We start from the raw sequence: 19,759 nt of genomic DNA on the forward strand, positions 1-19,759 counted from the left end.
GGGCGTTCCTGGCGCCTGGCGTCCGCTCAACCGTCTCGCCGCCGCAGGGCGGCGATCCCCCTTCTCCCACAAGGGGAGAAGGGGCGTTGTGGAGAAATTTGAGGGAAAACCATGACCAAACATGTCGCGGTTCTGATGGGCGGCCTTTCGAGCGAACGCAGCGTCAGCCTGCGCTCCGGCGAGGCCTGCGCCGGCGCGCTCGAAGCGGAAGGCTTTCAGGTGTCGCGCGTCGACGTCTGCCGCAACGTGGCCGACGTCCTGACCAAGCTCAAGCCCGATGTCGCGCTCAACGCCTTGCACGGGCCGGGCGGCGAGGATGGAATCATCCAGGGCGTGCTGGAGCTGCTGCGCATTCCCTATACCCATTCGGGCGTGCTCGCCTCGGCGCTTGCGGCGAACAAGGACAAGGCCAAGATCGTCATGGCGGCGGCGGGGGTTCCGGTTCCGTCGGGCAAGGTCGTCACGCGGTTCGAGGCGGCGAAGGAGCATGTGCTGCCGCCGCCCTATGTGCTGAAGCCGGTGTCGGAAGGCTCGTCCTATGGCGTTTTCATTGTGCAGGAGGGAACCTCCCATCCGCCGCAGGAGCTGCTGCGCCCCGATTGGTCCCATGGCGACCTGATGCTCGCGGAAAAATACATCGCCGGACGGGAGCTGACCTGCGCCGTGATGGGCGATCGGGCGCTTGGCGTGATCGAGATCAAGGCCGCCGGCGGAGGCTGGTACGACTTCAATGCGAAATATGCGCCAGGAGGGTCTATTCACGAACTTCCGGCAAAAGTTAAAGAAAATATTTACCAAATCATCCAAGAGTTGGCTTTGAAGGCGCACAGGTCTCTGGGCTGTCGCGGCGTAAGCCGGACCGACTTCCGTTACGACGATCGCCCCGGAGGTACGGGCGAGCTCGTCGTGCTGGAAGTCAATACGCAACCGGGCATGACAGAGACCTCGCTAGCGCCGGAATTGGCCGCATATGCCGGCATTTCGTTCGGTGAGCTTGTGAAATGGATGGTGCACGACGCCTCCTGCGATCGGTAAACGGGCTGGATCCAGCCCTGGCTTCGCCGCGCGCCGCATTTGCCGGGCCGGCGAGCCAGGCGGCTGGTTTCTCCCTGCTGCGTCCGCACGGCCTGGGCCAAAACAAGACTTCCGGGAACAAGAGCGCCAGGAATTCGGCTTCGATGCGTTCGCGCCGTGGATCGCGCGGCGGTGAAGGCAAGCTGGTTGGATTCCTGCGCCTTCCGGGGCTCGGCTCCGGCCTTGTCATCGCCTTCCTCGCCGGAATCACTTATCTCGGCGCGTCGTCCGGTGGGCAATACCAGGATTTCATCCATGATTACGGGCGGCCGCGCGACATGGCCGCGCGCGCGCTCGGCTTCGGAATCGATACCGTGACCATCGCGGGCCAGGTCGAGCTGACCGAGGCGCAAATCCTGAGCGCTGCGGGCGTGGACGCCAAGCAGTCGCTGATGTTCCTCGACGCCGACCAGATGCGGAGCAAGCTGCTCGCGCTGCCGCTGGTCAAGAACGTGAGCGTGCGCAAGCTTTTCCCTGATCGCCTCGTGATTGACGTGACCGAGCGCCGCCCCTACGGCCTGTGGCAGAAGGACGGCGCGGTTTCGATCATCGCCGCCGATGGCGAGCCGATCGACGCCTTGCGCGACCCGAAATTCGAATCCCTGCCTTTCGTGGTGGGGGAGGGCGCAAATCAGCGCATCGACGAATATCTCGGCCTGCTCGAAGCCGCCGGCGACCTGCGCGGCAAGATCCGCGCCGGAATTCTGGTGTCTCAACGCCGCTGGACGCTGAAAATGGCGTCCGGCGTGGACGTCATGCTGCCGGAAGTCAACGCCAAGGCCGCCGTGGCCCGCCTCGCGCGGCTCGAACAGGAGGCCCGTGTGCTCGAAAAGGACGTCGTCTCGCTCGACCTGCGCATTCCGGGCAAGCTCTACGTCCGCCTCACGGAAGAAGCCGCCGCCGCGCGCGAAGCCGCGAAGCCGCATGGCAAGGGAGCGCATATATGATCGCTTCCGTGCATCTGCCCCGGATCAAGCCGATCTCAACGCGCAAGAGCTCAATTCTCTGCGTGCTCGACGTCGGCGCCTCCAAGGTCGTCTGCCTGATCGCCAAGCTGATCCCGGCCGAGCCATCCGACATGTTGCGCGGGCGTACGCATCGCACCCGCATCCTTGGCATCGGCCACCAGCGTTCGCGCGGCATCAAGGGCGGCGTCGTCATCGACATGGACGAAGCCGAAGCGGCGGTGCGCCTCGCGGTCGACGCCGCCGAGCGCATGGCCAAGGTCCAGGTCGAAAGCGTCATCGTCGCCAATCATGGCGGCCGGCTCGGCTCCACTTATTATCAGGCCAGCGTGCCGCTGGTGAACGGCGTCTCCGAGACCGATCTTCATCGCGTGCTGGAGGCGACCAGCCTGCGCACGGCCCGGCATGGCCGCGCCATCCTGCACAGCCTGCCCACCGGCTTCTCGCTCGACGGCGCCTCCGGCATCCGCGATCCCAAGGGCATGATCGGCGAACGGCTGGGCGCGGATCTGCATGTCGTCAGCGCCGACGCCGCGGCGCTCAGCAATCTCCTGCTCGCCATCGAGCGCTGCCATTTGTCGATCGAAGCCGTCGTCGCCACGCCTTATGCATCCGGCCTCGCCGTGCTGGTCGATGACGAAGCCGTGCTCGGCGCGACCGTGATGGACCTTGGCGGCGGCTCGGTCGGCATGGGCGTGTTTCGCGACGGGCGTCTCGTTCATGGCGACGCGATCGCGGTCGGCGGCAAGCATGTCACCATGGACATCGCGCGCGGCCTCAACACGCGGCTCGCCGACGCCGAACGGCTCAAGACGCTCTATGGCAGCGCGATCTCCTCGCCCTCCGACGACCGCGAGACGCTCGCGGTGCTTCAGGTCGGGGAAGAGGGCGAAAGCCCCATGCATATTCCGAAATCGCAGCTTTCGCGCATCATCCGTCCCCGCGTCGAGGAAATCCTCGAACTGGCGCGCGATCGGCTGAAGGCCGCCGGTTTCCCGGCGACGTCGGGCGGCCGAATCGTCCTGACCGGCGGCGCCAGCCAATTGACGGGCCTGCCAGAAGCCGCTCGCAGAATCCTCGGCGGGCAGATTCGCGTCGGGCGTCCGCTCGGCGTGCAAGGCATGCCGGAATCGGCGAAAAGCCCGGGCTTTTCGGCGGCGGTTGGCCTGCTGGTTTATCCGCAATTCTCCAATGTCGAATATTTCGAGCCGAGCCGTGCGGGGCAGGGGATCGAGCGACAGCAAGCGGGCTATTTCGGCCGGGTCGGCCGATGGCTCAAGGAAAGTTTCTAACGAGTGCAGCTCAGGGCCTGCGTTTTCGGTCCTGAGGTTCAAAAAAACGGCAAACAGCGCGGGCGTGGCGCCCACAAGACAAGAGGCCATACCATGACGATCAATCTGAAAGCGCCGGAACTGCGCGAACTCAAGCCCCGCATCATGGTGTGCGGCGTGGGCGGCGCGGGCGGCAACGCGGTGAACAACATGATCACCTGCGGCCTGGCCGGCGTCGACTTCATCGTCGCCAACACGGACGCCCAGGCGCTGATGAGCTCGAAGGCCGAGCGCATCATCCAGATGGGCCTGCAAGTCACCGAGGGTCTCGGCGCCGGCTCGCAGCCGGAAGTCGGCCGCGCCTCGGCCGAAGAGGCGATCGAGGAAATCCGCGACCATCTCACCGGCGCGCACATGGTTTTCGTCACCGCCGGCATGGGCGGCGGCACCGGCACCGGCGCTGCGCCTGTCATCGCCCGCACCGCGCGCGAAATGGGCATCCTCACCGTCGGCGTCGTGACCAAGCCGTTCCAGTTCGAGGGCCAGCGCCGCATGCGCCTCGCCGACGGCGGCATCGACGAGCTGCACAAGTCCGTCGACACGCTGATCGTCATCCCGAACCAGAACCTGTTCCGCGTCGCCAACGAAAAGACGACCTTCGCGGACGCCTTCTCGATGGCCGACCAGGTGCTTTACTCCGGCGTCGCCTGCATCACCGACCTGATGGTGCGCGAAGGCCTGATCAATCTCGACTTCGCCGACGTCCGCGCCATCATGCGCGACATGGGCAAGGCCATGATGGGCACCGGCGAAGCGACTGGCGAGCGCCGCGCGATCCTTGCCGCCGAGGCGGCCATCGCCAATCCGCTGCTCGACGAAGTCTCGATGAAGGGCGCCAAGGGCCTGCTCATCTCGATCACGGGCGGCAATGACCTCACCCTCTATGAAGTGGACGAAGCCGCCAGCCGCATCCGTCAGGAAGTGGACGAGGACGCCAATATCATCCTCGGCGCGACCTTCGACTCGGGTCTCGAAGGCGTGATCCGCGTCTCCGTCGTCGCCACCGGCATCGACAAGCCGGCCGGCGTCGCCGACGTCAACGACCAGCGTCTTGCCGAGGCCGTCGAGCGCATGCGCGCCCAGGCCGCGGCCCGCCAGGCCGAGACGGTCCAGGCCACCGCGCGTCCGGCGGCTCCGGCGCCCGCGCCTGAGACCTATTATTCGCAGGCTCCCGTGAACCAGGCGCCCGCGCAGCAGGCGGCGGCTCCGGCTTATGCCCCGCAGCCCGCCCCGGCCCCGGTTTACGCCCAGCAGGCGCCTCAGGCTCCGGCCTATGCCCAGCAGCCGCGTGCGGCCGCGGAGCAGGCCTATGCGCCGCATCATCCCGAGGTCCAGATCAAGCCAGCCTCGGCGCCCCCGGCGGTCTATCATGAGCCGGCGCAGGCCCCGGCGCGCCGCCCCGAGCCGCCGATGATGCAATCGGCCTTCGTTCCGCCGCCGGCTGAACAGCCGCTCCGCGCGCGGGCCATGCCGAACATCGACGAATTTCCGGTTCCCGCCCAGAACCTGATGCGCGCCGCCGGCCACCAGGCCTCCGCCGCCCCGGCCGCGGAAACCCGCCGCCGCACTCTGCTGGAGCGTCTCGCCACCTTCGGGATGAGCCGCGCCGAAGAGCAGGCCGCCCACGCCCCGCAGATGGCCCCCCAGATGGCGGCGCCTCAGATCGCTCCGCAAATGGCGCCTCCCGCCATCCCGGCTCCGGCGCCTGCCCAGGTCGCCTATGCGCCGCGTCCGGCCCAGCCTTCACCCGCGCACGCCGAATACGCCAAGCGCCCGCCGGCGCAGCGTCCGGCCTCGGCGGTTGACGCCAATGGCCGCGGCTATCCCCGCGCCGAGGAAGACCATCTGGAAATTCCGGCCTTCCTGCGCCGCCAGTCGAACTGACGAATCAGTTCATTTGGACGAAAAAAGCAAAAACCCGCCGAAAGGCGGGTTTTTTTCGTTTAGAAGCGCCAGCGCAGGCTAAAGGCAAATGTTTCATTAAGGCGACTGGGACGAAAATGCGGTTAATTTGTAACAGGGCCGTAAGAAAGAGTGATTTGGTATGTCGCGCCCTGCGAGATACCTTCGAGATGACGAATCGAGGAAACTCATGGGGCCGCCCTTGGTTCCGGGTCTCTTCGGGGATTTCTTCCTGCCCTTCGTCGAACCGCTGCCGGCAAACCAAGCCGGGCTTCTTGCGGCGAGACAATGGCGAAAATGCAACGATCCTGCCATTCGGCGAGACGAGCAGACGGAAAAAATATGAAGCCGCGCTTCCAGACGACTCTCCGCGATCGCACTGTCCTGTCCGGGGGCATTGGCGTTCATTCCGGCAAGCCCGTCCGCCTCGTCCTGAATCCCGCCAAAGCCGATAGCGGCCTGGTCTTCCTGCGCAGCGGCCTGCCCAATGGCGGGAGCCGCCGCATCGAAGCCAACTGGTCCAAGGTGACCATGACCGAACTCTGCACCGTCATCGGCGACGGCGCGCAGCACATGGTCGCGACCATCGAGCATCTTGTCGCGGCCCTGCGAGGTCTGGGCGTGGACAATTGCCTCGTCGAAGTCGACGGACCGGAAGTTCCGATCATGGATGGTTCGGCCGCCGCCTTCGTCGAGGCGATTGACCGCGTCGGCGTCAAGCAGCTGGCGGCCTCGCGCCGCTACATCAAGATTCTGAAGCCCATCCGCGTCGAACAGGGCCGCGCCTTCGCGGAACTCCGCCCCGCCGACAGCGGCTTCCGCCTCGACGTCGAAATCGATTTCAAGAGCGAGGCGATCGGCCGCCAGCGGAAAATTCTCGATCTCGATCCCGCCGCCTTCCGTCGCGAACTTGCCGGCGCCCGCACCTTCGGCTTCCTGGCCGACGTCAAGCGCCTCATTGCCGCTGGCTTCGCGCTCGGCGCCTCGCTGGACAATTCGGTCGGCATCGACGATGACCGCGTGATCAATCCGGAAGGCTTGCGCTATTCCGACGAATTCGTGCGCCACAAGATGCTCGACGCCGTCGGCGATCTTGCTTTGGCTGGCGGACCGCTCGTCGGTGAATATCGCTCCTATTGCGGCGGCCACAAGCTGAACGTCGCCGTTCTGGCGGCGCTGTTCTCCGACCGCACCGCCTATCGCTTCGTCGACGCCGCGCCGGCCCCGCGTGAAGGCGTTCGCGCCGATCTCGGCCTCGCCGCCTCCCCAGTGTTCATGCCCGAGCGCAGCTGAGCCTAGAAGGCCGGAACATTTCAAAGCCGAACCGTTTCCTCCGCCCCTCGCGTTCCTTCCGGGGGGCGGCTGCATTCTGGCCCATGGTCGTTCCTAGGTCGTTCCAACGGCGTCGGCGCCGGAGGCGGGCGGCGTCGCCAGAACCGTGAAGTCTTAAAATTGCCGTAAAAAATCGCTTTTTCTTTTGCGCGCGCGGCGCTATTCGCGTGGGGGAACGGCGCGCGGGACCGAGGTTCTGAAAGCGTTTCCGTAAGAATGTCTGAAGCAAGAGTGGGCGGTCAGCGCGCCCGCCTTACCGCGAGCGTGTTTGAATGATCCATACGAACCCTAAAAGCCTCAAGACTTTGCGCGTCGCCGTCCTGGCGGGCGTGGCGACGATGGGGTTCGTTTCATCCGCGCAGTGTTTTTCGTTGGAGGATCTCAATCCCTTCGGCGGCAGTAAATATGAGATGAAGGTCGATCCGAACGTCCCGGCGGAACGCTATTATAACGAAGGCCTGATCAAGCTCGAAAAACACGATTATGAGTCCGCCGCCAAGGACTTCGCCATACTCCAGAAGCAATATCCGTTTGGCGAATGGGCGCGTAAAGGCCTGGTGATGGAAGTTTACGCCAATTATCTGGCGGGCTCCTATGTCGAGGCCTCCACCGCCGCCGACCGCTTTAACACCCTCTATCCCAACGCCTCCGACGCGCCTTACGTGAATTATATGGCGGGTCAGGCCATGTATGGCGAAATGCCCGATGTGCAGCGCGACCAGGACCGCATGATCAAGGCGCTGAAATATTATCAGACGGTGGTCGATAAATATCCGAAGTCCCAATATGCCGATGACTCGCGCTACAAGATCCAGATCTGCCGTGATCAGCTCGCCGGCCATGAACTCGAAGTGGGCCGCTATTATCTCAAGCGCAAGAATTACACGGCGGCGATCAACCGTTTCCGCGAGGTTTTGTTCAAATATCAGACGACTCGCGAGGCCGAGGAGGCGCTCGAGCGCCTGACTGAAGCCTATCTCGCCATTGGAATCACCAATGAAGCGGAGACGGCGGCGGCTGTGCTCGGCGCGAATTTCCCCAATTCGGTCTGGTACAAGGAGGCCGTCGAGCGCCTTCGGGCGGATGGCCTGACGCCCCAGGATCATCAGGAATCCTGGATTTCCAAATCCTTCAAAAAGGTCGGATTGAGCTGATCGGCGTTTCGTCTTATTCCTGCTGACGAGATCATACCCGGGTCGAGGCAGGTTTTATGCTGGTCCAGCTCGCGATTCGCGACATCGTCCTGATCGACAGGCTGGAGCTTGATTTTGGCTCCGGCCTGACCGTGTTGACCGGCGAGACCGGCGCGGGCAAATCCATACTTCTCGACGCCTTTTCGCTCGCGCTCGGCGGGCGCGGCGACGGTGGGCTGGTGCGCACAGGCCAGTCGCAGGGGCAGGTGATCGCCGTATTCGATCCGCCGGCGGGTCATCCCGCGCGGCTTGCCGCCGCCGAACAGGAGCTTTCCGTCGAGGGCGACCTGATTCTGCGCCGCGTGCAAATGGCCGACGGCCGCAGCCGCGCCTTCGTCAACGACCAGCCCGTCAGCATCCAGGCCCTGCGCGCCATCGGCGACGCTCTGGTCGAAATCCACGGCCAGCATGACGATCGCGCCCTGGTCGATCCCAATGTCCATCGCGCTTTGCTTGACGCCTTTGGCGGGCATGGCGACCTTCTGGCCGCGACCCGCGCCGCTTTTTCCGCGCTAAGGTCGGCAGAAAAAGCCCTGCGGGAAGAAAAGGCGGCGGTGGAGGCGGCGCGGAAGGAGGCCGATTATCTCGGCCACGCCCATGAGGAATTGTCGAAGCTCGACCCGCGCGCGGGCGAGGAGGAGGCGCTTTCCGCTCAGCGCGCGGCCATGATGCAGGCGGAAAAGGTGGTCGGCGATCTGCGCGACGCGCAGGAAAGCGTTTCGGGCGACGGCTCGCCCATGTCCACGCTCTCGGCGGCTTTGCGGCGGCTGGAGCGCCGGCAGTCCCAGGCCCCGCAGCTGATCGAGCCGGCGCTGAAGGCGCTCGATTCGGCGTTGAACGCGCTCGATCTGGCGCAGCAGGCGATCGACCAGGCTTTGCGCGACGCCGAATTCGACCCCCGCGCGCTGGAGCAGGTCGAGGAGCGGCTGTTCGCCTTGCGCGGCGCCTCGCGCAAATACGCCACCCCCGCCGACAACTTGGCCGCGTTGGCGGAAAAATTCGCGGCCGATCTCGCCGCGCTCGACGCAGGCGAGGCGCGCCTTGTCGCGCTGGGCAAGGCGTGCGAGACGGCGAACGCGCATTATCGCCAATGCGCCGCCGCGCTCACCGCGGCGCGGGTCAAGGCGGTTGTGGGCCTCGACGCCGCCGTGACGGCCGAATTGCCGCCGCTCAAGCTCGAACGCGCCGTATTCACCGCTCAGGTCGTCACCGATGAATCGCAGATCGGGCCGGAAGGCGCCGAGCGGGTGGAGTTTTGGGTGCAGACCAATCCCGGCGCGCGCCCCGGCCCATTGATGAAGGTCGCCTCGGGCGGCGAATTATCGCGTTTCATGCTCGCGCTCAAAGTCGTGCTGGCCGATCGCGGCTCGGCGCCGACTTTGGTGTTCGACGAAATCGATTCGGGCGCGGGCGGCGCGGCGGCGGACGCCATCGGGCAGAGGCTGGCTCGGCTCGGCGCGCGGGTGCAGGTGCTTTCCGTCACTCATGCGCCGCAGGTCGCCGCGCGGGCCACCACCCATATGCGGATTTCCAAGGACCTCGCGGACAAGGGCGCGCGCGCCGCGACAACGGTCTCGCCGCTATTCGACGAGCATCGCCGTGAGGAGATCGCCCGCATGTTGGCCGGAGCGACCATTACCGAGGAAGCCCGCGCCGCCGCAGCGCGCCTGATCGAAAACGCGCAATAACGCGCTGTCAGCCGTCGCCTCGGCAAAAAAATTCCGCTAATTCTTGGGCATGAGCAAGAGCGACGAATTTTCGCGTGCGCGCGAGGAACACCGAAAGCTCGGCGAGGAAATCGCCGCGCATGACCGCGCCTATTACCAGAACGACGCGCCGGTGGTTTCCGATGCCGAATACGACGCCCTGCGCCGGCGCTACGAGGCGCTGGAAGCCCAGTTTCCCGAACTCGCCGGCGAGGATTCGCTCAGCAAAAAGGTCGGGGCGGCTCCGGCGGAGAAATTCGCCAAGATCACGCATGCCGTGCCCATGCTCTCGCTCGGCAATATTTTCGCCGATGACGAACTGGAAGAATTCGTCGCCCGCGTGAAGCGCTTTCTCGGCCTGGCGCCCGAAGCGGAAGTCGCTTTCACCGCCGAGCCCAAGATCGACGGCCTGTCCTGCTCGCTGCGTTATGAGAACGGGTTGCTGGTCAATGCGGCGACGCGCGGCGACGGCCTCGTCGGCGAAGACGTCACCGCCAATGTCCGCACCATCGCCGATATCCGGCATCGACTCGTGGGCGCGCCGCCGCAAATCCTCGACGTTCGCGGCGAGGTCTATATGAGCCATGCGGATTTCGCGGCGCTCAACGCACGGCAGGCGGCGGCGGAAAAGCCGCTGTTCGCCAATCCTCGTAACGCGGCGGCGGGCTCTCTGCGCCAGCTCGACGCCAATGTGACGGCGTCGCGGCCGCTGAAATTTTTCGCCTATGCCTGGGGCGCGGCGGAGCCGGGGCCGCCAGCCGACACCCAACTGGGCGTAGTCGAGGCGTTCCGCGCCTATGGCTTCACGGTCAATCCGCTGACCGTTCTGTGCCGTTCGGCGGCGGCCATGCTGGCGCATTTCCGCCATATCGAGAGCCGGCGCGGGTCGCTGGGCTATGACATCGACGGGGTGGTCTACAAGGTCAATGAGCTGGCCTTGCAGCAGCGGCTGGGCTTTGTCTCACGCGCGCCGCGCTGGGCCGTGGCGCATAAATTCCCGGCGGAAAAGGCGACCTCGGTCCTGCGCGGCATTGAGATCCAGGTCGGCCGCACCGGCGTGCTGACGCCCGTTGCGCGACTGGACCCTGTCACGGTCGGCGGCGTGGTCGTCTCCAACGCTACGTTGCATAATGAGGACGAGATCGCGCGCAAGGATATTCGCATCGGCGACACGGTGATCGTGCAGCGCGCGGGCGACGTCATTCCGCAGATACTCGGCGTCGTGCCGGAGAAACGCCCGGCGGGCGCCGAGCCTTACAAGATGCCGGACGTCTGCCCGGCTTGCGGTTCGGCGGCCTTGCGCGAGATCGACCCCAAGACCGGCGAGGCCGACGTCGCCCGCCGCTGCACCGGCGCTTTGGTCTGCCCGGCGCAGGCGGTGGAGAAACTGCGCCATTTCTGCTCGCGCAACGCCTTTGATATCGAAGGGCTCGGCGACAAGCAGATCGCGTTTTTCTTCGAGAAAGGGCTGATCAAGACGCCAGCAGATATCTTCACGCTTCAGGAGCGTGACAGCAAAAGCCTGACCCGGATCGAGAATTTCGAGGGCTTCGGCAAGGTCTCGACCAGGAAATTGTTCGACGCCATCGAGGCGCGGCGCGAGATCGTGCTGAACCGTTTCATCTTTGCTCTGGGCATCCGCCATGTCGGGGAGACCAACGCCATCAGGCTGGCGCGCTCTTTCGAGACGTTCGAGGCCCTGCGCGAGGTCGCTCGGCAGGCGGCGCCGGACAGCGAGGCGCGAAAAAGGATCAATGATATCGACGGGATCGGTGAGGTCGTCGCCGAAGCGGTCGCGGATTTCTTCACCGAGCCGCATAACGAGCAGGCTTTGGACGCTCTGGTGCGGGAAGTGCGCATCGTGCCGATGGAGGCGGTGAAAAGTGACAGCCCCGTGGCGGGCAAGACCGTGGTCTTCACCGGCGCGCTGGTCAAGATGACCCGCGACGAGGCCAAGGCCATGGCCGAGCGCCTCGGCGCCAAGGTGTCGAGTTCGATTTCCAAAAAGACCGATCTGCTGGTTGCGGGCGCCGACGCGGGGTCAAAACTGGCCAAGGCGCGCGAGCTGGGCGTCGAAACCATCGACGAGGACGCCTGGCTCAGGCTGGTCGGAGCAGAGCAGTCCTGACAAACAGGCACTGGCTTTTCGTTATTTAGTTGATATATAAACCATCTTGTTTGCGATTTCGGCTTTGAGGCCGGAAGGGGAGAGGATGGACATGATTCAGCAGCGTTTCGATGAAGTTGTCGCGAGGATCAGGGCGCTGCCGCCCGAGGGGCCGGCGCAGCCGTCGAACGAATTGAAACTCAGGCTTTACGGCTTATTCCGCCAGGCGCGGGACGGCGACGCCCATGGCGAGAAGCCAGGCATGTTCGATCTGGTCGGCAAGTTCAAATATGAGGCCTGGTCGAAGAACCAAGGCGTCCCGAAGGGCGAGGCGATGCGCCAATATGTGGCGCTGGCGGAAGGTTTCGCGCGCGAAAACGGCGTCGAGATCTGAGCGCCCTCGCGCGCGGCGTCTTGCGGGCGAAGCTTTGGCGCTCTATTTGAGTGGCGGGCGGCGCGCCCTGTGAGACGCCATGTTTGACGATATTTACAACCAGAAGATCCTCGAACTCGCGGCCAATATTCCGCGACTCGGCCGATTGTCGGCGCCGCAGGCTTCCGCTTCGGCGCACTCGCGGCTGTGCGGCTCCTCCATCACCATAGATCTTTCGCTGGCGGAAGGGCGCGTCTCGGATTACGCGCAGGACGTCAAGGCCTGCGCGCTGGGGCAGGCGGCGTCGTCCGTGATGGGACGACACATCATCGGCGCCGCGCCGGAGGAATTGCGCTCCTTGCGCGAAGACATGCGCAAAATGCTGAAAGAGAACGGCCCGCCGCCGCAGGGCCGCTTTGCCGACGCCGGGGTGCTTGAGCCCGCGCGCGACTACAAGGCGCGCCACGCCTCGATCCTGCTGGTATTCGACGCTGTCGCCGAGGCTCTGGACAAGATCGAGCAGGGCGTCGCCGCCGAGGCGCGTCAATGATCCCGGTCAATGCATTTTTCGGCGAATAGATTATATTAGCGAATGTAGCGAGGGGTTACGCCCTTTACGCAAGTCGGGCGTCGTCCTTCGGGCGCCCCGCCAGGATGCGAGCCTAGTACTCGCGGCTGCGGGGCGGACAGGAGGCTGTCATGAAAACCCTGCTTCCGGATCTCTGGACGCGCGAATTTATGACGGATCCCTTCCGCACTCTTCAAAGGGATCTGTTGGGGCGCGAGCTTCCGAAAATGTTTGAAGTTCCCGAGATGAAAGAGGGCATGCCGCATGTTCCGGCGATGAATATCGCCGAGACTGAGACGGCCATCGAGGCGACGCTCGAAATTCCGGGCGTCGACGAGAAGGACATCAAGGTTCGCGTCGAGGGCGATCGTCTGATCGTCTCCGGCGAGAAGACCATGGAAACCAAACGCGAGGAGAAAGATTGGCATGTGACCGAGCGCCGTTTCGGCTCGTTCTATCGCACAATCGGCCTGCCGTTCGAACCCGCGACGGACGCGATCGCCGCCCATTATGACAAGGGCGTGCTGCATCTGACCGTTCAGAAACCCGCCGCCAAGGTCACGGCCGCCAAGACCATCCCGGTCACGATTGGAGCGCCGAAGGTCGAAGAACCGCCGACCGCGCATTGACCGCGCAATAGCGCAAATAAAGTGAACATCGAAGCTTCTGGCCGGCCCCCTCAAATGGGGGCCGGAGCTTTTTCCCCTCATCCGTCTCGCCTTTCAGGCGAGCCACCTTCTCCCGCGAGGGGAGAAGGCTCCATTCAATCCCGCAAATCCACCCGGATCGGCACATGGTCCGAGGGCTTGTCCTTCGCGCGCATGTCCCTGTCGATGGTCACGCTCTCCAGCCGGTCGGCCGCCTGCGGCGACAGCAGCAGATGGTCGATGCGAAGCCCGTTGTTTTTCTGCCAGGCGCCGGCCTGATAATCCCAGAACGTATATTGTTTCGCCGCGTCGGTGGTCGCGCGCAGGGCGTCGGTGAAGCCGAGCGCCAGCAGCTCGCGGAACTTTTCGCGCGTCGGCGGCGCAAAGAGCGCGTCGCCGAGCCAGGCGGCGGGGTCATAGACGTCGCGGGCTTCGGGAATGACATTGTAATCGCCGCACAGCACCAGCCGCTCCTCCAGCGCGAGCAGCTTTTTGGCATGGGCGGTCAGCCGGTCCATCCAGGCGAGCTTGTAAGGATATTTCTCCGTGCCGAGCGGATTGCCATTGGGCAAATAAAGGCAGCCGACGCGCAGCACCGTCGCGCCCCAGGGGATCACCGCCTCGATATAGCGCGACTGCACATCGGCTTCGTCGCCTGGAAGGCCCACGGCGATTTCCATCGGGACCTTGGAGAGAATGGCCACGCCATTATAGGACTTCTGGCCGTGGATCGCGACATTATAGCCCGCCGCCTCGACCTCAAGGCGCGGGAACTGCTCCTCCTGGCATTTCAGCTCCTGCAGGCACAGCACGTCCGGCTGGACTTCGTTCAGATAGGCCAGCAGCGCCTCGACGCGCTGGCGCACGGAGTTCACGTTCCAGGTTGCGATACGCAAAAGTCAGGCCTCTCTGGCGGCGGGGCGGCGAACCGGCGGGCGGGCGCGCATGAGCTTCGGCGTCGGGCCATGTGGCGTCACGCCTTCGCGCATGAGCGCGCGGCGCAGCGGACCGAAGGCCGAGAAAAAGGTCAGCGCGAAGGCGCGGGCGAAATCGACCGGCAGGGCGTGGATCAGCAGCGAGCGGTTGAGAATATCGACGCCATTGATGCGCAGGCCGATGTCGCGCGCGCGCTGGCGTTCATAGGTTTCCAGCGCGCGGGCGATCTCGTCCGGCTCGTCGAGGTTCACGCCCTCGAGGCAATCGACCAGATTGGCGATGTCGCGCAGGCTCAGGTTAAGCCCCTGCGCGCCGATCGGCGGGAACAGATGGGCGGATTCGCCGATCAGGGCCATGCGCGTTCCGGTGACGCGCGAGGTTTTCATCGCGCCCATCGGAAAGGCGCCGAGCGGGTCGTCGAGCCGGATGGAGCCAAGCAGGCCGTGCGATTCATCCTCGATTTCGGCGGCGAGCATGTTCGGGGGCAGGGCCTGAAGGCGCAGGGCGTCGCGCGGCGACACCAGCCAGACCAGGCTGGAGCGGTGCGGCGCGCCTTCGCGCCCGCGCAGCGGCACGAAGGTAAAGGGGCCGGAGCGTTTGTGGAACTCGGTCGAAATATTGTGATGCGGCTTGTCATGCGCCAGCAGCGCGGTCAAAGCGATCTGCGGATAGGACCAGGTCTGGACGGTGATTCCCGCGATCTGGCGAGCCTGCGAGTTGCGGCCCTCGCCGGCGACGATGAATTGCGCCTCGATCCGCCCGCCCGACGCCAGCCGCGCGCGCGCGCCGGAGAAATTCAGCTCGAAGAAGTCGATCAGGTCCTCGATCAGCGTGATGGCGGGGTTTTCGCGCGCCGCCTGCGCCAGTTCCGCGACGAGGGCGTTGTTCTCGATATTCTCGCCAAAGGCGTCGAGGTCGATCTCGCGCGAGCGGAATTCCTTGGGCGAGGTCGGGAAGATCGAGCCTGTGTCGTCGATCATCCGAATCCCTTCCATGGGAGCGGCGTGAGCGGCGCAGCGCGGCCACAGGCCCAGCGCCCGATAGAAACGCAGCGAACCCTCGAACAGCGCCACCGTGCGCCCGGCGAGATGGGTCTCGATCTTGCCGACGATCACGACCTTGCGGCCTTGCGCCGCGAAGGCGTGGGCGGCGGAGAGTCCAGCGGAGCCCGCCCCGGCGACGAGCACGTCGCATGCGATCACATGCGGCTCCGCGTCTTTTGCGTTCGCCTGGCTCATGATGCGTCCTCTCCTTAACCAGACTCACTTTAAGGCCCGCAGTTTTAGAACGGCAAGCCGCCTTTGGCGACAAGACGATTTGCCGCGCCAACGCGGCGTTAACGCCCATGCGCCAGAGTCCGCGCATGAACACAGAAGACTACCCCGACACCAATCGCCGCGCGCTCTTGCTCGGCGCGGGCATTCTGGGCGCCGGCGCGGCCGGAGCCGGGCTTTGGCAGGCGCGCCGGCATGGCTTGTGGGAGCGGTTGCTCAACCCTTTCGCCGCCGATCATTTCGACCTGCCGGCTCTGGCGGGCCTGACCGACGCCTCCGGCGCGCCCATTCCGGGCTTTTCTTCCGCCGGGATCGCGGGGCAGGCCGTTTATGTCAACGCCTTCGCCTCATGGTGCCCCACCTGTCGCGAGGAGCATCCTGCCTTGATGGAATTCGCCCGATCCGGCGTGAAAATCTATGGCGTAGCTTCGCTCGACGAGCCTGCAAAGACGCTTGCCTTCCTGCGTGAGCAGGGAAATCCCTTCTTCAAGGTCGGCGTGGATCGCAAGGGCTATTTGTTCCGCGCGCTGGGCGCGCGCGGCGTCCCGGCGCATTTCGTATTCGCGCCAGCGCCGAAGCTGGCATTCGCGGCGCAAGGCCCGATGGATTACGCGCAATTGCGCGAGCGCATCGCGCCGCTCCTTGCCGTCCCCAAAGCGTGATGCGCCGTAGCAGGGCGTCGGATCGTAAATGATAGCGGGGCGACCTGGTCGCCCCGAAACTTCATTTCACCGGCAACATCAGGTGCTCATATGGCGTATCCGGCCACATCACATAGGGCTTGGTCGGGTCCGGATCGAGCGTGCGCGGATAGCCTGGCATCGACTTGGCGCTCACACCCAGGATCATGACATGCGGTCCGGTCTTGACCCAATGATTGTCCGGGGTCGGCGCCGGGGCTCCAGGCGCCGCATTGCTGGTCCCATTGTCGCCGGCGAGCATATACATGAAGCCGATCTTGTCCGGCGGCGCCGCTTTGGTCATGAGCGCATGGACCCAGGCCATTCCGGCCGCATCCGTGCACATTGGCACGCCGTCGGGCATGATCATGCAGGTCCATTCGTTGGAGCCCTTGTGCAGAACGCGCATGGAGGCGCCCTCCATGGCGGAGACGGTGGCCCCCTTGGCGACAGCCTCGGGCGCGGCCGTCATCGCTTTGGCGATATAATCCGCATCGCTCATTTTTTGCTGTTCCGCATGGACGGCGGTCGCGAGCGCGATCGTCGCGGCGGCTGCAAGAATTCCGCGCCATCCTGTCGTCATGGTTTTTTTCCTCCCTTGATTTCCCCCTCGCAAAAACAAGTCGCGCGCCCGTCAAGCCGCGAAGACGAACTCCGTGCCCGTATAGCCACGCAGCAGCTTTGTCGGCATTTCCGCCTTCATGATTTCAAAGAACGGTTCGCCACTGCAATGCAGCGGGATGACGAAGTCGGGGTTCAGCGCGCCCAGAGCCTTGACGGTCTCGCGGAGGTAGTCCTCCTTGTGAGGCGCCAGATGGAAGCCACCGACGACAGCATGGACCTTTTCCACGCCCGAAGCCGCCTGCGCCTGCTTAACGACATTCACCACGCCCCGGTGGCTGCATGACGTCAGCACAATCAGGCCTCGCCCTTTGAGATTGAACGCCGTCCCGATTTCATGGCGGAACTGGTCGGGAATGACGCCCTTCTGCCGTTCTTCTTCGCTGAACTCTTCCGCGAAGCAGCCGAAAGCGCCGCTCCGGCCAATCGTCATTGCGCTCGGCGAAAGAACTTTCTCGAAGGATGTCAGGTCGATCCGGCCTGTCGTGAACCCGTGATCGGCGACTTTCGCCGGTCCGGGGGAGGACATGATCGACAATCTGGCGCTTTTCAGCGCATCGCGGTCGATGGCGCCGAAATCGCCCTTCATGGGAGGCGCGAGCCATTGGCGGGCGCAAAAGCACTCTTCGCCGCCGAAATAGAATGGAAGGTCCGGCTTCAGTTTGCCGCTCGTGGCTTGCAGGAATCCCGCGAGCCCGCCGAAATGGTCGTAATGGCCGTGCGAAAGGACGAGGGCGTCAATGGCGCCCGGATCGATGCCCAGAAGCTCCAGATTGTTGAGCAGCGTCTGTGGCGTATAGCCAAAATCCACGAGGACGTTTCTCTGTTGCGACCCGAGCATTGAGGACGCATGCATCGAGAGTCCGAACTCGCTCAGGATGGCCTTGCTGGGCGGATGATCGCCAACCGCGAAGCCAAAACGCTTGATCTCGACATTGCCGACCTTGGCGTTCTGCGCCGTCGCCATCTGATAGGAGTCGGTCACGATCCGCAGGACCAGTTGATCGATTTCGGGCGCGCCGCCCCGTAGTGGAGCCGCCAGCGCCCGCGATGCTCCCGAAAAGAGCAAGGATGTCAAAGCGCCGAATGAAAGGCTGGCGCCTCCTCGCATGACGTCGCGGCGATCTGGAAATGACAGGTGATTGGAAAAAGCCATAGCTCGCTCCCCTCACGCCTCTGCTGCCGGGAAGCGTCGAGATGGGTCGAAGTACGGAAGCGCCGAATTGCGTTTTGCGGCGCTTGTTGGGCCGCTGGCGCTTGGCAGGCCGCCGTTGAAGGCAAAAAGGCAATATCTGCGGGTTAACGCCTGCGGCGCCTGTTCGTTCCAGTCGAGGCCGCGCGCAGCGAGCAGCGAAGGGAATGAAAAAATTCAGTCCCCGCGCGAGGCGATGGCGATTCTCGCCGGATTGCCGAGGCGCTTGTCGAGATAGAGTCCGACCTTGCCGATCAGGTCCTCGACCCGGTCCTCGAAGAAATGATTGGCGCCCTCGACGACCGCATGTTCGATCTGGATGCCCTTCTGGGTCTTCAGCTTCTCGATGAGGCCGGTGACTTCCTTGATCGGCGCGACGCGGTCCTGGTCGCCATGGACGAACAGCCCCGAGGAGGGGCAGGGCGCGAGGAAGCTGAAATCGAAGCGGTTAGCCGGCGGAGCGATGGAGATGAAGCCTTCGATTTCCGGCCGGCGCATCAGTAATTGCATGCCGATCCACGAGCCGAACGAAACGCCCGCGATCCAGCAGGCGCGCGCCTCGGGGCTGATCGCCTGCGCCCAGTCGAGCGCGGCCGCCGCGTCGGACAATTCGCCCTGGCCGTGGTCAAACGCGCCTTGCGAGCGGCCCACGCCGCGAAAATTAAAGCGCAAAACGGAAAATCCGCGCTCGGCGAAGGCATAATAAAGCTGATAGACAATCTGATTATTCATCGTCCCGCCAAATTGCGGATGCGGATGAAGAATGATCGCGATCGGCGCCCCACGCTGCTTGGACGGATGGAAGCGCCCTTCGAGACGACCGGCGGGTCCGTTGAAAATAACCTCGGGCATGGGCTTGGTCTCGGATGAAGGACAAGAAGGGCCTTCTTAACGAAACGCGGGGTTGCAAAGCAAACTTTTTCGTCATTTTCTCGCGGAGCGTCTCGTGCTGCTTGTCTTTCGTATCTTCTGGCTGACGCTTTTCGCAGCCTTCGAGCATTTCTCGGACGGCCTCGCCTATCCGACGCTGGCCCTTGCGGCCCTGATCGGCTGGCGGGGATGGCGGCCCTGGTGGATGCTGCCGCTGATCGTGGCGCCCGCGATCTACGCCTCGGACCTTTATTCCCACGCCAGCGGGCCGGGCAAACTGCCCGGCGCCATGAGCAATATTGTGTTCCAGCTCGGCGCCTTCACGCTTCTGGCGCTGATCGGCTTCGCGATCGGCTGGCTGGTCCGGCGGCGGGGGACATGATCAGGCCTCTGCGGGAGCCTCGGGCGCCGGAGGCTATTTCCCGCGCGGCGCGCGTTTCTGGGCGAAAAGAGTGAAAACGGCGTCGAGCGCCGCCTTCGACCGGGCTTCCCCATTGGTTCGGCCCGTCGCAAGGTGGGTGACGGAAAGGCCGATAAAGAGCGCGTGCAGAATGTCGGCATGCGCGGGGATCGGCTTCAGGCCCAGTTTTGACAACAGCGCCATCAGCAGGCCGATCGAGCCGTCCGCAAGTGTATTGAACAGCGCGCGGACGTCGGGCTCCTGCTCGGCGGCTTCGCATAGAGCCAGCAGCACACGCGTGTTTTCATGCCGGGCTGTTCCGCATGCGATAACATCGGCGGCGTCTTCCCGCGTGACGATGCGTTGGGCCATCGCCTGGGCGTTGGCGGCCTGAATCTCGGTCGCGGCGCGGGCGACCGCGACGAGGAGATCGGTCCGGGTCGGGTAATAATAAGTCAGATGGCTTTGACGAAGGCCTGTTCGCGCGGCGATTCGCGGTTGGGTGAACCCTTGCAGGCCCTCCTCGGCAAGGATGGCGAGGCCCGCGTCAATGATCTGTTTCCGCCGATCTTCCACATCCGCTCTCCA

General features: G+C 64.4%; 19 protein-coding genes. 13 read left to right on the top strand and 6 right to left on the bottom strand.

What is annotated here, in order from left to right:
- The first annotated feature begins 111 nt into the window (after positions 1-111).
- The 11 genes from QZ409_RS03215 to QZ409_RS03265 all read left to right on the top strand — a co-directional run bounded on the left by QZ409_RS03215 (position 112) and on the right by QZ409_RS03265 (position 13,180).
- Positions 112-1,035, top strand: a complete 924-nt coding sequence (locus tag QZ409_RS03215; protein ID WP_296707052.1) for a D-alanine--D-alanine ligase — start codon at positions 112-114, stop codon at positions 1,033-1,035.
- A gap of 143 nt (positions 1,036-1,178) precedes the next feature.
- Positions 1,179-2,021: an FtsQ-type POTRA domain-containing protein gene (locus tag QZ409_RS03220; protein WP_296707053.1), complete on the top strand. Its 843-nt coding sequence runs from the start codon at positions 1,179-1,181 to the stop codon at positions 2,019-2,021.
- Complete coding sequence (gene ftsA, locus QZ409_RS03225) at positions 2,018-3,331, top strand: cell division protein FtsA (protein ID WP_296707057.1); 1,314 nt, start codon at positions 2,018-2,020, stop codon at positions 3,329-3,331. The genes QZ409_RS03220 and ftsA overlap by 4 nt, the downstream gene beginning before the upstream one ends.
- 93 nt (positions 3,332-3,424) lie before the next feature.
- On the top strand, positions 3,425-5,254 hold the full coding sequence (ftsZ, locus tag QZ409_RS03230) for a cell division protein FtsZ (RefSeq protein WP_296707059.1): 1,830 nt from the start codon (positions 3,425-3,427) through the stop codon (positions 5,252-5,254).
- Between the two features lie 360 nt (positions 5,255-5,614).
- Positions 5,615-6,565, top strand: a complete 951-nt coding sequence (gene lpxC, locus QZ409_RS03235) for a UDP-3-O-acyl-N-acetylglucosamine deacetylase (RefSeq protein ID WP_296707061.1) — start codon at positions 5,615-5,617, stop codon at positions 6,563-6,565.
- Positions 6,566-6,876: 311 nt separating this feature from the next.
- Positions 6,877-7,758, top strand: a complete 882-nt coding sequence (locus QZ409_RS03240; protein WP_296707063.1) for an outer membrane protein assembly factor BamD — start codon at positions 6,877-6,879, stop codon at positions 7,756-7,758.
- A gap of 56 nt (positions 7,759-7,814) precedes the next feature.
- Positions 7,815-9,485: a DNA repair protein RecN gene (gene recN, locus QZ409_RS03245; protein WP_296707064.1), complete on the top strand. Its 1,671-nt coding sequence runs from the start codon at positions 7,815-7,817 to the stop codon at positions 9,483-9,485.
- A gap of 49 nt (positions 9,486-9,534) precedes the next feature.
- The gene (ligA, locus tag QZ409_RS03250; protein ID WP_296707067.1) at positions 9,535-11,631 is read left to right on the top strand and encodes an NAD-dependent DNA ligase LigA; all 2,097 of its coding nucleotides are present in this window, start codon (positions 9,535-9,537) and stop codon (positions 11,629-11,631) included.
- Positions 11,632-11,722: 91 nt separating this feature from the next.
- Positions 11,723-12,004 carry an acyl-CoA-binding protein gene (locus QZ409_RS03255; protein ID WP_296707070.1) on the top strand — a complete coding sequence of 94 codons (282 nt, stop codon included), beginning with the start codon at positions 11,723-11,725 and terminating at the stop codon, positions 12,002-12,004.
- A gap of 79 nt (positions 12,005-12,083) precedes the next feature.
- The gene (locus tag QZ409_RS03260; protein ID WP_296707072.1) at positions 12,084-12,533 is read left to right on the top strand and encodes an iron-sulfur cluster assembly scaffold protein; all 450 of its coding nucleotides are present in this window, start codon (positions 12,084-12,086) and stop codon (positions 12,531-12,533) included.
- Between the two features lie 149 nt (positions 12,534-12,682).
- Positions 12,683-13,180, top strand: a complete 498-nt coding sequence (locus QZ409_RS03265; protein WP_296707074.1) for an Hsp20/alpha crystallin family protein — start codon at positions 12,683-12,685, stop codon at positions 13,178-13,180.
- A 134-nt stretch (positions 13,181-13,314) separates the two neighbouring features.
- Here QZ409_RS03265 and xth read toward each other — a convergent pair whose 3' ends face one another.
- Positions 13,315-14,094, bottom strand: coding sequence for an exodeoxyribonuclease III (gene xth / locus QZ409_RS03270; RefSeq protein WP_296707076.1), 780 nt, complete (start codon positions 14,092-14,094; stop codon positions 13,315-13,317).
- Between the two features lie 3 nt (positions 14,095-14,097).
- Complete coding sequence (locus tag QZ409_RS03275; RefSeq protein WP_296707078.1) at positions 14,098-15,372, bottom strand: FAD-dependent monooxygenase; 1,275 nt, start codon at positions 15,370-15,372, stop codon at positions 14,098-14,100.
- Positions 15,373-15,497: 125 nt separating this feature from the next.
- Between QZ409_RS03275 and QZ409_RS03280 the strand changes: the two genes are divergently transcribed.
- Positions 15,498-16,070 (top strand): redoxin family protein, encoded by a 573-nt coding sequence (locus QZ409_RS03280; protein WP_296707080.1) that lies wholly within the window; start codon positions 15,498-15,500, stop codon positions 16,068-16,070.
- Positions 16,071-16,131: 61 nt separating this feature from the next.
- Here the strand turns inward: QZ409_RS03280 and QZ409_RS03285 are convergent, their stop codons facing one another.
- The 3 genes from QZ409_RS03285 to QZ409_RS03295 all read right to left on the bottom strand — a co-directional run bounded on the left by QZ409_RS03285 (position 16,132) and on the right by QZ409_RS03295 (position 18,753).
- Positions 16,132-16,671 carry a hypothetical protein gene (locus QZ409_RS03285; RefSeq protein ID WP_296707081.1) on the bottom strand — a complete coding sequence of 180 codons (540 nt, stop codon included), beginning with the start codon at positions 16,669-16,671 and terminating at the stop codon, positions 16,132-16,134.
- Positions 16,672-16,722: 51 nt separating this feature from the next.
- Entirely contained in the window at positions 16,723-17,865 is a 1,143-nt protein-coding gene (locus QZ409_RS03290; protein ID WP_296707083.1) for an MBL fold metallo-hydrolase, read from the bottom strand.
- Positions 17,866-18,078: 213 nt separating this feature from the next.
- On the bottom strand, positions 18,079-18,753 hold the full coding sequence (locus QZ409_RS03295; RefSeq protein ID WP_296707085.1) for an alpha/beta hydrolase: 675 nt from the start codon (positions 18,751-18,753) through the stop codon (positions 18,079-18,081).
- A gap of 52 nt (positions 18,754-18,805) precedes the next feature.
- Here QZ409_RS03295 and QZ409_RS03300 point away from each other — a divergent pair, with 52 nt between their 5' ends.
- A complete protein-coding gene (locus QZ409_RS03300; RefSeq protein ID WP_296707087.1) occupies positions 18,806-19,153 on the top strand; it encodes a hypothetical protein in 348 nt (115 codons plus the stop codon).
- Positions 19,154-19,186: 33 nt separating this feature from the next.
- Here the strand turns inward: QZ409_RS03300 and QZ409_RS03305 are convergent, their stop codons facing one another.
- On the bottom strand, positions 19,187-19,747 hold the full coding sequence (locus QZ409_RS03305; protein ID WP_296707089.1) for a TetR family transcriptional regulator: 561 nt from the start codon (positions 19,745-19,747) through the stop codon (positions 19,187-19,189).
- Positions 19,748-19,759: the final 12 nt, after the last annotated feature.

The organism is Rhodoblastus sp., from assembly GCF_019449565.1.
Taxonomy (GTDB): Bacteria; Pseudomonadota; Alphaproteobacteria; order Rhizobiales; family Beijerinckiaceae; genus Rhodoblastus.

Bases quoted from the DNA above. Each gene is read 5' to 3' on its own strand.
- QZ409_RS03285 (WP_296707081.1), bottom strand. From the start codon at position 16,671: ATGACGACAGGATGGCGCGGAATTCTTGCAGCCGCCGCGACGATCGCG.
- ftsA (WP_296707057.1), top strand. From the start codon at position 2,018: ATGATCGCTTCCGTGCATCTGCCCCGGATCAAGCCGATCTCAACGCGC.
- QZ409_RS03255 (WP_296707070.1), top strand. From the start codon at position 11,723: ATGATTCAGCAGCGTTTCGATGAAGTTGTCGCGAGGATCAGGGCGCTG.
- lpxC (WP_296707061.1), top strand. From the start codon at position 5,615: ATGAAGCCGCGCTTCCAGACGACTCTCCGCGATCGCACTGTCCTGTCC.
- QZ409_RS03240 (WP_296707063.1), top strand. From the start codon at position 6,877: ATGATCCATACGAACCCTAAAAGCCTCAAGACTTTGCGCGTCGCCGTC.
- QZ409_RS03220 (WP_296707053.1), top strand. From the start codon at position 1,179: ATGCGTTCGCGCCGTGGATCGCGCGGCGGTGAAGGCAAGCTGGTTGGA.
- QZ409_RS03275 (WP_296707078.1), bottom strand. From the start codon at position 15,372: ATGAGCCAGGCGAACGCAAAAGACGCGGAGCCGCATGTGATCGCATGC.
- QZ409_RS03290 (WP_296707083.1), bottom strand. From the start codon at position 17,865: ATGGCTTTTTCCAATCACCTGTCATTTCCAGATCGCCGCGACGTCATG.
- QZ409_RS03295 (WP_296707085.1), bottom strand. From the start codon at position 18,753: ATGCCCGAGGTTATTTTCAACGGACCCGCCGGTCGTCTCGAAGGGCGC.
- ligA (WP_296707067.1), top strand. From the start codon at position 9,535: ATGAGCAAGAGCGACGAATTTTCGCGTGCGCGCGAGGAACACCGAAAG.
- QZ409_RS03280 (WP_296707080.1), top strand. From the start codon at position 15,498: ATGAACACAGAAGACTACCCCGACACCAATCGCCGCGCGCTCTTGCTC.
- QZ409_RS03215 (WP_296707052.1), top strand. From the start codon at position 112: ATGACCAAACATGTCGCGGTTCTGATGGGCGGCCTTTCGAGCGAACGC.
- recN (WP_296707064.1), top strand. From the start codon at position 7,815: ATGCTGGTCCAGCTCGCGATTCGCGACATCGTCCTGATCGACAGGCTG.
- ftsZ (WP_296707059.1), top strand. From the start codon at position 3,425: ATGACGATCAATCTGAAAGCGCCGGAACTGCGCGAACTCAAGCCCCGC.
- QZ409_RS03260 (WP_296707072.1), top strand. From the start codon at position 12,084: ATGTTTGACGATATTTACAACCAGAAGATCCTCGAACTCGCGGCCAAT.
- QZ409_RS03265 (WP_296707074.1), top strand. From the start codon at position 12,683: ATGAAAACCCTGCTTCCGGATCTCTGGACGCGCGAATTTATGACGGAT.